The following is a 12,419-nucleotide window of genomic DNA, read 5'->3' as shown; positions in this document are numbered from 1 at the left end:
TGATAGTAAATAGATGGAGGAAGAAAAGAAATGAAAATCGTTCTAGGCGGAGATTCAACCGTGGCGGATTATCCCCTTGATCAACAGCCAATGATGGGCTGGGGACAAGCTTTACCAAGCTATCTGTCCCCAGAAGTAGACGTACACAATTTTGCGAAAAACGGCAGTACGACTCGTTCGTTTATCGAAGAAGGGTTGTTTAAGCAGCTCCTGCAAGAAGTCGAACCGAATACAGTCGTCCTACTGCAATTTGGACATAATGACCAAAAAGAGAAAAATCATGTCACGATGGAGGCGTACATTGCTCATTTGACAGACATGATCCGTCAAATCAAAGAAAAAGCAGGAATCCCGATCCTGTGTACACCTGTTGAACGACGTGTAGGGGAAGAGGGACGACTGGCGCATACGTTGTCAGCATTTTTACCTGTCTTAAGAGAACTTAGTCGAACGGAAGAAGTGGATTTGTTTGATTTAAATCGCTATACCTATCATTATTATGACACATTAGGACTAGAAGCTTCCAAAGCGCTCTTTGTTTGGTTAGCACCGGATGAGCACCCCAATTATCCTGCAGGTCTCGCAGATGATACCCACTTTTCAAAGGTCGGGGCGCATATGATCGCTCGCTATGTAGCGATTCGTTTACAGGCGTTTTTCCATGAGCAACCACTGTTTCCTGATATTTATTACGGCGCCTGCATGTATCCAGAAGTCTGGTCGGAAGAAATCATGCAAAGTGATAGTCAAACGATGAAAACGTTGGGCATGAATTTTGCTAGAATTGGGGAATTCATGTGGCGTGACTTGGAGCCTCAACCTGGAGAATATGATTTTGCGTTGTTGGAACGTGCGCTAGAACAGTACCAAGCAAATGGCATCGATGTTTGCTTATGTATTCCAACGCCAACTCCGCCCCGCTGGTTTACAAAACAGTACCCAGAAGCTTTAATCACTAATCAAGATGGGACGAAGATGCATCATGGCTCAAGACAGCATGTCTGTACCAACAACGAGGACTTTCGCCGCTATGCCTATCGTTTGACGAGAAAAATCGCTGAGATTGCCGAAAAACATGAAAATGTCGTTATGTTGCAATTGGACAATGAGTTTAAATGTCATGTCGATCTATGTTACTGTACGACGTGCCAAACGCGTTGGCATACGTATTTAAAAGACAACTATCAATCCGTGACCAACCTCAACGAGTGTTGGGGCAGGAAGGTGTGGAGTGAGTGGTATGACGCATTTGAGGATGTCGTCTTGCCACTAACGACCCCGTTTTTGCATAATTCTTCCCTGATGAATGCCTTTCGCCGCTTTACCACCGATACGTTGAATGAGTTTGCGCATGATCTTTGTCATTTTATCCGAATGGAGACCGCGTTACCCATTACCCATAACTCCGCTTTTGGTTTTAACTTGCAAAATGATGAGCTATTTGCTGATTTAGATATTGCCGGTTTTGATACGTATGCACCGGCAGACAACTACCCAGCGTATACGATGAACTTGGATCGTTGGCGGAATGTCAAACCGCGCAACAAAGAAATGTTATTGTTAGAAACTTGTACTGCCAATGCTGGTCATATTGAAAATTATGCGACTCCTCGTCCTCATGGGTTTGTCACAAGTGAAGCGTTCATTGGCTATGCTGGTCATTTGAAATCCTTCTGCTTTTGGCATTTTCGTGGACATCGCTATGGTGTGGAGCAACCCCATAGCGCCGTGTTAACTGCTTGGGGAGAGCCAGATCGTGGGTATGAAGAGGTAGTTCGGATTGGTGAACTAAGACAACAGATCGCACCACTTTTAGCGGAAACGAAGTATGTATCTGCAAAAATAGCCATCATCTACTCGGACTACTCGAAACGCTTTTACACGATCGATCATGGGGGGATTTATGATTATCGCAGCCTGTTTACCGAATTTTACGGCAGTCTGATTCGCCAAGGGATTCGTGTAGAAATCATTCAAGAAAATAGTCCGTTAGAAGAGTATGATGTTGTTCTTGCCCCATTTGTTCGTTGGATCAGTCCGACCTTGCTGAAAAAATTTTCCGCCTTTACTGAAGCAGGAGGCAAGCTGATTTTAGGCCCGATGACGGGGGATCGGACAAAAGAGCTGGCTTGGCCAGCGACGAATGGCTTAGATCGTTTAGGAGAATGGCTCGGGTTTGACCAAATCCAGCAGTTTACGGTGAAAGGACTGACTTATCAGCTAATCTATGACGGCCTAAAAGAACCTTTGGATCATTTGGTCACAGTTTTTCACTGCCCAGAAGATTGGGAAACGATCGGACGAGGGAATGACCAAACGCTACTAGCTAAGAAACAACTGGCTCAAGGAGAGATCATCTATTTAGGTGCGCTACCTAGCAATTTACCAGACAGTTTGATATGGCAGTCGTTTTGTCACAAAGAACTTTTCCCTTATGAATCAGAGCGCCAGTTGATCAAATGTTCGGAAGGTGTGATGAAGTATCGCCGAGAGTCAGCGACCCATGTCCAACTTTGGATCAGTAACTTAGGGCTGACGACAGCTGACTTTACCTTGCATCTCCCCGGTTTCGAACGCTTATCAGGGGAAGCGCTGGCGCGGGGTAACCATAGGCTAGAACCTTATGAAAATTTGATTATTGAATGGGAAAAAATAGTAGAAAGCGAGGAGTCAGATGATTCATTTAGCCATCCGAGGGCATGACCTCTCAGGAGAATATACACCCAAGCAGCTAGCACAAGCGGTAGGAGCAAAGAAAATAAGAAACGTTCAGTTTGCCTTGAATGCGTCTTTTCCCGACCTAAGTGCTCCTGAAAAAATGAGTCCAGGTATGGGGACCTTCTTCAAGAATGAATTCCAAGAACAAGGCGTTCAAATCGCTTTGTTAAGTTGTTATAGTAACTTGATTCATCCCGAACCAGAGGAACGAGAGAAAATCTTACAGAAATTTGAGCGCTACTTATTCCATGCCCGTTATTTTGGTGCCAGCATGGTGGCTTCAGAAACAGGCTCAGTCATTGCCGCGCTGGGATATAGCGAAGAGAATTTTTCGGATGAGGTTTTTGAAGACTTGATCCATGTGATCCAGCGACTCGTTCGAGTGGGAGAAAAACATAAAACCATGGTAGGGATCGAAGCAGGACTGAATCATCCGTTGTATTCGAATCAGCGCATCGCCGAGCTGATTGAACGTGTTCCTTCTGATTATCTAGGGATCATTTACGATCCAACGAATTTGATCACCGCAAAAACGGCTGCTGATCAAGTTGCATTGGTAGAAGAAGCGTTTACTCTTTTTGGCGAGAAAATCGTCTGCTTGCACCTAAAGGATTTTCAACTCTCGGGAGAAGAAGTGATCCCTGTCCCATTAGGTGAAGGACAAATACGGTATCCAGAAATTTTACAGCTTCTGATCAAACACAAGCCATACTGTTATGTGGTATTAGAAGAAACAAAAGACGCTGGGATCGATCGTGCGGTGGCGTTGATTGAAGGCTTAGATTTAAAAAATTAGCTGGGTGCTTTTGTAAATGATTGTTTAAGAGAACACGGGAGTGATTTTCTTGTTTTCTTCAAAGACGCTGACATTAATGCAAACTTTTATCGAGCATAGAAAAGTTGTTTATGGTGAGATTTCATCTAAACAGCTTTTTTATTTTCATAAAAACAGAAAATATGATGCAAGGTTTGTTATTATAGAATAAAAAGAAAGCGTTTTAGAGTGTTGCATTCGGATAATAGATCAAATGGAAAAGGATTTAACAATTACGAGACATGTAAAAGAGAGAAAGGAGGGACCAATGGCAAACATGCAAGACGTAGCAAAACTTGCCAATGTATCCGTGACTACCGTCTCACGAGTGATCAACAATAAAAAATACGTGAATGAAGAAACAAAGCAGATTGTGCTAGAAGCAATTCAAGCACTTGATTATGTACCAAATGAATTAGCACGGTCCTTTTATTACAATTCCTCAAAGATGATCGGCTTGCTGATCTATGATTTGAAAAATGATTTTTATAATCAATTTATCACCCGAATCGAGTCGCAACTGATTGAGAAAGGCTATAGTTTGATGATTGGTACCACACAAGGGAATCCTGAAAGAGAAACCTATTTTTTGAACTTGTTTCTCGCAAATAATATTGATGGGGTAATTTTATGTACCAACCTTTGTACGCAAGGTCCATTGTTGCAAAAGGTTCTCAAATTACCTCTAGTGAGTGTGGGTAGAGTCCTTAGCGATGAAGTATCCTCCGTTTCTGCGGATAATACCTCAGGTGGACAGTTGGCAGCACAGATCTTAATCCAAAATCGTTGTCGCGAGATCCTCTTCGTTAATGGACCAAAGACATTACATTCCGTTCAAGAAAAATCAGCTGGTTTTTATCAAGTGATGGACCAATACCCAGAGATCCATGTTCACGAGGTCATACTCGATTTTGTAAATGTCACGCAAACTTCCTTTGATCAACTTTTTCGTCAATGGCCTTCTATCGATGGCATTTTTGCGGCAAGCGATTTTTTGGCAGCCTGCGCTTTACGTTCCCTTCATTCACTGGATAAAAAGGTTGGTGAAGCGATTCAAGTGATTGGTTATGAAAACACCAATGTTTGTCTTTGTACTAACCCTTTGCTTTCGTCCATCGCACGACCTTTAGAGGAGATGGTGGATTGGACGACCCAGCTACTTTTTCAAGAGGTACAAGGAGACAAAACCGCACCAAGACACGTCCTCTTGAAAAATTCATTTGTCCCAAGAGAAACGACTCAATGGAAGTGATGGGAAAAGAAGCAACCGTTTGCAGCTTTCTTTTGATTGTCTTGGGATAGCCGCAATTCTATAATGAAATGGACTGGAATAAATCTAGAATGAGGAAGTTGCTAAGTGATAGGTGTTGATAGCTAGGAATATTTTTTTAAAAAATGGTTCCGCTTACAAAACGTTCTGTAAAATAGCGAACGGCTTGAAGGATAACGCCTCAAGAAGAGCGTACCTAAAATGCGATCACAAGAACAAATTAACCTAAATGTAATATGAAGGAGTGATTAACCATGTGGAAAGCAAACTATCATACCCACACAACTCGATGCAAACATGCACGGGATTCTGATGAAGACTATGTGATCAAAGCCATCCAAGCTGGCTTTAAGGAAATTGGCTTCGCTGATCATTGTCCCTGGCCCTTTGAGGATGGGTATGTCTCCCCCATGCGGATGGATGTTGCGCAATTGGAAGATTACGTTTCATCGGTGAAAAGCTTAAGGGAAAAATACCAAGGACAAATCGATGTGAAATTAGGATTAGAGTGTGAATATTTTGAAACAATGATCCCTTGGCTAGTTGCAGAGAAAGAAAGGCTGTCGATCGACTATTTGATTTTTGGCAATCACTTTCCTGAAATCGAAAGCAATCACTATTACGACCATACACCTGGGGATTCGGTAAAAGCGATCAAAGATTATCTTCGAGTCTCCCTACAAGGGATCGAATCAGGGATCTTTGCTTATATGGCACATCCAGATGTGTTCATGCGGGGCTATAAAACCTTCGATTCTCATTGTGAAGAAGTTGCCTACCGCTTATGTGAAAAAGCCAAAGAGTATCAGCTGCCGTTGGAGTATAATTTGGCAGGCTATACGAACGGTGGCTATCCGCATCCTGAATTTTGGAAGATCGCCAAGGAAGTCGGCTGCTCTTGTATTATTGGGATCGATGCCCACGAGAGTGCGGCTTTCACGAATACAGAAATTTACGAAAGAGCTCTTTTAGAAATCGATGCCTTGGGGTTAACACGGATCGATCGGCTCTTCTTTGCATGAAAGAAAGTTGATCGTTTCGGAAATAAAGAATGGACGCAAGTGGGGATCACTAGCGTCCATGTTTATTAGAATTGCCATTCTTGAATTTTTTTCAAGAGTACCGCTTTGTCGGAAGCTTTCGCAAAGGAATGCTGAGCGGCAGTTACGTTTAAGAAGCGCATCTCTGATTCGGTCATGTCGCAATGATGAGCCATTTGCAGGTATTCATTGGTCAATGTCGTATTTGAGACCGTTCGGTTATCGGTGTTCAAACAAAAAGGGACCTTGGCTTCCAGCCATTCTCTGAATGGGTATGCCGAGTATGTGGGAATCGCACGCGTATGAACATTGCTGGTAGGACAGCCTTCGATACAGCGATTTTGTTCTCGAACAAACGCTTGGGCAGTGTGATCTCCTTTTAAGGCGATGCCGTGGCCAATCCGCTGAGCACCGCTTTCGATAGCTTGATAAATGTTTTGCACACAGCCGCATTCGCCTGCATGTAAGGTCAGCTGGACACTTTGGTTCTTGAGGAACACTTGATAGCTAGCAGCTAAATCAGGGACGTACCCGTCTTCTTCTGGACCTGCTAGATCAATACCGACTACTTTTTCATCGGTAAGAGCGATCGCTTCATCAAAAATCGCCGTAATAGCTGGTAGGTCTTCTTGACGCATCCCAATGACCAAAACATTGCCTTTGATTGGGTAGCGTTTTTCTGCTCGTGCGATGCCTTCGATCACGGCTTGGATGGTCTGGCTGCAAGTGAGTCCTTTGTCCATCGATAAGCTGGGGGCAAAGCGGATCTCAATATAAGCGACCCCATCTTGAGCGGCTTGTTCCATCACGTCATAGGCAGCAGCTGCTAACGCTTCTTGTGTTTGCAAATACGGCCGAACGAAATCAAAGCAGCTAAGATAATCCCTCAGGTCATGACAATCTTTGGGGGCTTGCATCTGTGCTTTCACAGCTTCGATGTCTTGCTCGATCGGTAGTTCTTGCTGATTGGCGATGGCGATCAATGTTTCTGGACGAATGGAACCGTCGAGATGGCAGTGAAGTTCTACTTTGGGAAATGCTTGGATTTGTTGTTGAGTAAGCACAGTGTTCCTCCTGTCTAGGTCGAATTTTTTTAAGTATGAATATAGCATACTTCCAAAGCCCATGCTACCCAAAAAAGGAAATTCTCATAGAAAGCAAAACAGCAACCGCGAATTACTTGTGCGGCTGCTGGTTTTATTGTGGGAGAGTGGCTCAAATCAATTCCGATAGATCGGTAAAAGGCAATGACAGATCGTGCGCAGCTTCTTTTGAAGTAAATGCGCCCTCATAGGCGATGACCCCTTTGGCAAGGGCCTCGTTTTCTCGCAACGCTGCTAAAGGGTTTTTCGCTAGCTGCTGGGCATACGGTAATGTGGCAATGCTCAATGCGATGGTTGCCGTTTGCGGCACAGCTCCCGGCATATTCGCCACTGCATAGTGAATAACTTCTTCCCGGATATAGGTTGGCTCGTCGTGGGTGGTGACTTTGTCTTCAGTCTCGAAAATTCCGCCTTGGTCAATGGCAATATCGACGATCACGGATTTTTCAGGCATCTGTTTCACCATGTCGCGGGTCACTAAGCACGGGGCTTTTTGTCCTGGCAATAAAACTGCTCCTACCACCAAGTCTGCGGATTGGATCGTTCGCTCGATATTCAAACGATTGGAATACAAAGTTTGGACTTGACCAGAAAATTGTCGATCCAGCTCTTGTAAGCGTGGGATTGAAACGTCTAAAATTGTCACTTGTGCGCCTAGACCTACGGCGACTCTCGCGGCATTCTCGCCGGCAACGCCACCACCAATGATCGTTACCCGACCTTGACGGACGCCGGGAACACCCGAGAGCAGGATCCCTTTTCCGCCATAAATTTTTTCGAGAAATTGCGCGCCAATTTGAACAGACATTCTTCCAGCGATCTCACTCATGGGAGACAGTAAAGGCAGGGTGCCGTTCGCCAGCTGGACGTTCTCATAAGCAACAGCGATCACTTTGCTGTCGATCAACGCTTGAGCAAGCTGTTGATTGGCGGCTACGTGGAAATAGGTGAATAAAACCAGTCCCTCATGCAAAAAGGGGTATTCTTCTGGTAAAGGTTCTTTGACTTTCATAACCAATTCAGAGGCCCAAACCTCTTCAACGGTAGCAATCGTAGCGCCGACTTCCTGATACGCTTGATCAGAAAAGGTTGATCCTGCACCAGCGCCTTGTTCAACGAAGACTTCGTGTCCGTCTTGGACTAACTCATAGACTCCGGAGGGCGGCAATGCCACACGATTTTCATTGTTCTTAATTTCTTTGGGGATACCGATTTTCATAGATTTCACACCTTTCTTTCTTCCATTATAATAGAAAGCGGATTCCCAAAGGGAGAAAAAAGGGTTTTTTTATTAAAAAATAAGATCCAGTTGCTGCTTTCGGGACGACAAAGAAAAAAGCCCCACAATGGGACTTTTTTCGAACAATCAGCTGAAGGTCCAAAAGCGTAAGCTTTGATCAGCGATTTCATCTAGTGTGTAGTAAGTAGCGTAGTGGGATTTTTCCGGATCATCATTGGGATCTAAGACAAACACTTGATCGCCCATCATTCCACCTAAGACCATGATATGGCCGCCATCTGTAAATTCCCCTGGGGTCATAGAAACGATGACGGGATGATTTTGTTGCAAGTAGGCTTCAACGCTAGCTAGGTCAGTACTAAGATCATAATAGTTGTAGCCGTTTGCATCGGCAAAGTCAGAAAAAATCCGCCAGTCCGTTCCTTGGCCGTCAACGTAATAATGATCTCCTGCCCAATCAAGGACTTCCGGTGGCGTAATGTAATAGCCTTCAAGATAGGATTGAACCATCGCAAGAGAAGCGATCGCACAGCCGTTTTCTGCTAAGGTTTGGCTGCCGTCATTGCCATAGGATCTATCGGCCCATTCTTCGTTCGTCTGCAGGAAAATCGGTGTTGTGATGTCCATTTCCCCTAAGTAAGCATTGATATCTTCACTAAAAATAGCTTGAGAGTAAATATATTCGTCGTCATAACTCTCATCATAGGCAACGACGGTGTGCACGTGTTCGGACAACTCTCCGTACAACACGTGATGAGAGATTCGATTGAACCCTATCCAAATCAACACCAATCCTGCTAAAACAATCATTGGCCGACGCTTTCGATAAACATCTGTCTGTTTTTGCATTTTTCCCTCCTTGTTTTACGAATCGTACGTATTCATCCTGTTCTTTTAAGTAAAACAAAGGAGGGGGAGCTTGTCATCGGCCTACAGACCGATTCCACGATCAACTTTCAAATGCCTCTAGTTCTAAGCTAGTATTTTCCCATGCTTCTAATAGGGCTTCATGTTCAGTGCGGGCTTGTTCTAACGCTTGATTCAACGCGGTCAATTTTACATGATCATTCAACGCTTCTGGTGCGGTCATGTCTTGTTCCAGTTGCTGGATCGTTTCTTCTATCGTGGCAAGCTCTTCTTCGATTTGGGCGACTTTTCGCTGTAAGGTTCTAACGGCTTTTTGCTGTTCTTTGCTTTGGACAAAGTTTTGCTTGCCCGCTGAGATGGTGGTTTCGGTTGTTTTTGCTTCCAACATTGCTGCGATCTCAGCTTCTTCTTGTTTCTTTTCTAAATAATAATCGTAATCGCCGAGATAGAGCTTGCTGCCGTTTTCAGACAGTTCCACGACCTTGGTGGCGATTCGATTGATAAAGTAGCGGTCATGAGATACGAAGAACAACGTGCCTTCATAATCGATCAGGGCATTTTCTAAGACTTCTTTGCTGTCGATGTCTAAATGGTTGGTTGGTTCATCCAAAATCAAGAAATTGTCATGGTCCATGGCTAATTTTGCCAAAGCGACACGGGCTTTTTCGCCACCGCTTAACAGCGTGATCGGCTTTTCAACATCTTCTCCCGAAAATAAGAAGCTGCCTAATATATTGCGAATCTCGACTTCAGGTGTGGAACTGTGGTCATCCCAAAGCTCATGGAGGATCGTTTTGGTTGAGTGCAGATCGGATTGAGTTTGGTCATAGTACCCGATTGAGACATTGGCGCCAAAATGCACCTTTCCTTGAATAAAGGGGATTTTATGAATCAGTGATTTCAGTAAGGTTGACTTGCCGATCCCATTCGGTCCTACTAAAGCGATCGCATCTTTGCGCCGAACATCTAAGTCGATGGGCGCCGATAAGACTTCTTCTTCAGAATAACCGATAGCGGCATTTTCTACTTGCATTACAACATTTCCTGAAGGTTTTTCAATGGAAAAAAGGAAGTGGGCGGATTTTTCATCTCCTTGCGGGCGATCCAACCGGTCCATTTTCTCCAATTGCTTACGGCGACTTTGCGCGCGTTTGGTGGTAGAGGCACGGACAAGGTTGCGGGCAACAAAGTCTTCCAGTTTATTGATTTCTTCTTGCTGCTTTTCAAAGGCTTTCCATTCACTTTGCAGCTGTTCCGCTTTCAGGGTCAAATAGCGGCTGTAATTGCCTTTGTAGTGGCGCATTTTTTGGCGACTCAGTTCGTAGACTTCGTTGACAACTTTGTCTAAGAAGTACCGGTCATGGGAAACGATCAGCAACGCACCGGCATATCCTTGTAGATAGTTTTCCAACCAAGATAACGTTTCGATGTCTAAATGGTTGGTCGGCTCATCCAGGATCAAGATATCAGGTTTTTGCAGCAGCATTTTTGCTAATGCCAAGCGGGTTTTTTGACCACCGGAAAGTGTATCGATCGGCTGTGTGTAAAAAGAAGGATCAAACTGAAAACCGTGCAAGACGGAGCGAATCTCATTTTCATAGCCATAGCCGTTTTTTTCTGCAAATTCATGCTGCAACTGGTCGTATTCTTTCAGGAGATTGCCAGAGTCAGCAGCAGGATCTGCTTCGGAGATGGCGATCTCTAAGGTACGCATGCGCTGCTCCATCTGTCGAACCGTTGCAAAAGCCCCTAGCATTTCTTCCCAAACGGTGGCCTGACTAGCAAGTCCGGTATCTTGAGCTAAGTAGCCCATCGTAGCGGTCTTGTTTTTAGCGATCGTTCCTTTATCAGGACTTTCGAGTCCAGCAATAATTTTCAGTAGCGTTGATTTACCAGCACCGTTGCGCCCAACAAGCGCGATTCGGGAATTGCTGGCAATCTCTAATTGGATATTTTCAAATAAAACCTCGGCTCCGAAAAGACGGGCGATTTGGTTGGCTTGTAATAAAATCATGTGTATGTCATTCCTATCTTTAAGAAACTTGTCTGTATCAAGGTTGCAATACTACAAGTCTATCATATTTTATGAAAAACAGCGATTGGGAAAAAGTTTGATTTTACCATTATAAAATTTATATTTCAAATTATGAGCATTCAAATTGATTTTTGAACAATGTATTTGTTATGATAGCTTCATCACAAGTGAATTTTTCACAATGGGGGAGTATTCTTTGAAAGATCATCAAATTCCAAAGGCAACAGCGAAGCGATTGCCTTTATATTATCGTTACTTGCGTATTTTGCACCAAGCTGGCAAATTAAAAGTTTCTTCGACCGAACTAAGTGAAGCTGTTCAAGTTGATAGTGCGACGATCCGCCGCGACTTTTCCTACTTTGGTGAATTAGGAAAACGCGGCTACGGCTATGATGTTGAAAGCTTGATGCAGTTCTTTGCGAAGACATTGAACGAAGACCACATGACGAACGTAGCTTTAGTCGGTGTCGGAAACTTGGGGAGCGCCTTGTTGAAATACAAATTTCACCAAAGCAACAGCATTCGGATCAGTGCCGCATTTGATGTCAACGAAGATCTAGTTGGTCGAATCGTAGATGGTGTGCCGGTCTATCCAATGGATGACATGAAGGAACAAGTGAAGATCCAGCAGATCGATGTGGCTATTTTGACGGTTCCCGCACAACATTCACAAGATTTAGTGAACGAGCTTGTGAAAGCTGGCATTAAAGGAATTTTGAACTTTACACCTGCGCGAATCACTGCACCAAAAGGCGTGCTGATTCAAAACGTTGACTTAACCAATGAATTGCAAACATTAATTTATTTCTTGCATTCAGGCAACGTCTTGTCCCATGAAGAACCAGTAGAAGAACCATCACTAAGCGAATAATCGCATCACATAAATAGGAACCAGCAAAACAGCTGCCAGATTGTAGTATATACAAGGATCTGACAGCTGTTTTTTGCTTTCATTCACTGAACTTACTCGTCTAACTGGTCAAAAAGTGATTCGTAGGAATCTTGCTCTTCAACGCTTGTGAGCGCTTCTTGATACCGCAAGATTTGTTGAGTCAAACGTGTGAAATCGATGATGCGGGCTTCGCGATGCACTTCTTTCCCATTTGCGAACAAGAGGACGACGGGAACCGTCAAGACCGAAAATAAACTGGCTGCTTCTGGCTCTGCCAGCGTGTTGATGGTAAATAGTGGGAGTTGTTGGGTTTGTGCCAGTGTTTGGATGCGTGGTTTGTCCGCAACACAAATACTGCAATTTGGTTGAGAGAGATAGAGTAGTGCCAACGGATGTTGGGCGAGCCTCTCTTGGATCGGTTGATTTTTTTGCATAAGTCA

Annotated in this window: 10 protein-coding genes; 5 read left to right on the top strand and 5 right to left on the bottom strand. The window is 44.1% G+C overall.

All coding sequences use genetic code 11. From position 1 onward, the window contains the following. The first annotated feature begins 30 nt into the window (after window positions 1-30). The 4 genes from IGJ17_RS12925 (at window position 31) to IGJ17_RS12910 (ending at window position 5,824) form a co-directional block, all read left to right on the top strand. Window positions 31-2,703 (top strand): beta-galactosidase, encoded by a 2,673-nt coding sequence (locus tag IGJ17_RS12925; protein WP_429961482.1) that lies wholly within the window; start codon window positions 31-33, stop codon window positions 2,701-2,703. Then, window positions 2,675-3,514 carry a sugar phosphate isomerase/epimerase family protein gene (locus IGJ17_RS12920; RefSeq protein WP_429961481.1) on the top strand — a complete coding sequence of 280 codons (840 nt, stop codon included), beginning with the start codon at window positions 2,675-2,677 and terminating at the stop codon, window positions 3,512-3,514. Before IGJ17_RS12925 ends, IGJ17_RS12920 begins: the two co-directional genes overlap by 29 nt. 286 nt (window positions 3,515-3,800) lie before the next feature. Further along, a complete protein-coding gene (locus IGJ17_RS12915) occupies window positions 3,801-4,784 on the top strand; it encodes a LacI family DNA-binding transcriptional regulator (protein WP_074933365.1) in 984 nt (327 codons plus the stop codon). A 272-nt stretch (window positions 4,785-5,056) separates the two neighbouring features. Further along, window positions 5,057-5,824 (top strand): histidinol-phosphatase, encoded by a 768-nt coding sequence (locus IGJ17_RS12910; RefSeq protein ID WP_016619818.1) that lies wholly within the window; start codon window positions 5,057-5,059, stop codon window positions 5,822-5,824. A gap of 65 nt (window positions 5,825-5,889) precedes the next feature. Here IGJ17_RS12910 and add read toward each other — a convergent pair whose 3' ends face one another. From add to IGJ17_RS12890, 4 genes are all read right to left on the bottom strand, one after another. Beyond that, the gene (gene add, locus IGJ17_RS12905; protein ID WP_042890230.1) at window positions 5,890-6,906 is read right to left on the bottom strand and encodes an adenosine deaminase; all 1,017 of its coding nucleotides are present in this window, start codon (window positions 6,904-6,906) and stop codon (window positions 5,890-5,892) included. 151 nt (window positions 6,907-7,057) lie between these two features. Further along, entirely contained in the window at window positions 7,058-8,164 is a 1,107-nt protein-coding gene (gene ald, locus IGJ17_RS12900; RefSeq protein WP_008380781.1) for an alanine dehydrogenase, read from the bottom strand. 147 nt (window positions 8,165-8,311) lie between these two features. Continuing rightward, window positions 8,312-9,034: a C39 family peptidase gene (locus tag IGJ17_RS12895; RefSeq protein ID WP_008380783.1), complete on the bottom strand. Its 723-nt coding sequence runs from the start codon at window positions 9,032-9,034 to the stop codon at window positions 8,312-8,314. A 100-nt stretch (window positions 9,035-9,134) separates the two neighbouring features. Beyond that, complete coding sequence (locus IGJ17_RS12890; protein WP_429961480.1) at window positions 9,135-11,066, bottom strand: ABC-F family ATP-binding cassette domain-containing protein; 1,932 nt, start codon at window positions 11,064-11,066, stop codon at window positions 9,135-9,137. 217 nt (window positions 11,067-11,283) lie between these two features. On the opposite strand from IGJ17_RS12890, the gene IGJ17_RS12885 reads away from it, so the two are divergent. Next, on the top strand, window positions 11,284-11,958 hold the full coding sequence (locus IGJ17_RS12885; protein ID WP_005228549.1) for a redox-sensing transcriptional repressor Rex: 675 nt from the start codon (window positions 11,284-11,286) through the stop codon (window positions 11,956-11,958). Window positions 11,959-12,050: 92 nt separating this feature from the next. Here IGJ17_RS12885 and IGJ17_RS12880 read toward each other — a convergent pair whose 3' ends face one another. Further along, the gene (locus IGJ17_RS12880) at window positions 12,051-12,413 is read right to left on the bottom strand and encodes a thioredoxin family protein (RefSeq protein WP_005234233.1); all 363 of its coding nucleotides are present in this window, start codon (window positions 12,411-12,413) and stop codon (window positions 12,051-12,053) included. Between the last annotated feature and the right edge of the window lie 6 nt (window positions 12,414-12,419).

This window comes from Enterococcus sp. DIV1096b (assembly GCF_050498765.1).
Classification (GTDB): Bacteria; Bacillota; Bacilli; order Lactobacillales; family Enterococcaceae; genus Enterococcus_D; species Enterococcus_D entomosocium.
Note: the sequence above shows the minus strand (reverse complement) of the source record. Positions and strands in the feature narration are given on the sequence as shown.

Coding starts and splice junctions, on each gene's coding strand:
- IGJ17_RS12920 (WP_429961481.1), top strand. CDS start 2,675: ATGATTCATTTAGCCATCCGAGGGCATGACCTCTCAGGAGAATATACA.
- IGJ17_RS12880 (WP_005234233.1), bottom strand. CDS start 12,413: ATGCAAAAAAATCAACCGATCCAAGAGAGGCTCGCCCAACATCCGTTG.
- IGJ17_RS12925 (WP_429961482.1), top strand. CDS start 31: ATGAAAATCGTTCTAGGCGGAGATTCAACCGTGGCGGATTATCCCCTT.
- IGJ17_RS12915 (WP_074933365.1), top strand. CDS start 3,801: ATGGCAAACATGCAAGACGTAGCAAAACTTGCCAATGTATCCGTGACT.
- IGJ17_RS12890 (WP_429961480.1), bottom strand. CDS start 11,066: ATGATTTTATTACAAGCCAACCAAATCGCCCGTCTTTTCGGAGCCGAG.
- IGJ17_RS12895 (WP_008380783.1), bottom strand. CDS start 9,034: ATGCAAAAACAGACAGATGTTTATCGAAAGCGTCGGCCAATGATTGTT.
- IGJ17_RS12910 (WP_016619818.1), top strand. CDS start 5,057: ATGTGGAAAGCAAACTATCATACCCACACAACTCGATGCAAACATGCA.
- ald (WP_008380781.1), bottom strand. CDS start 8,164: ATGAAAATCGGTATCCCCAAAGAAATTAAGAACAATGAAAATCGTGTG.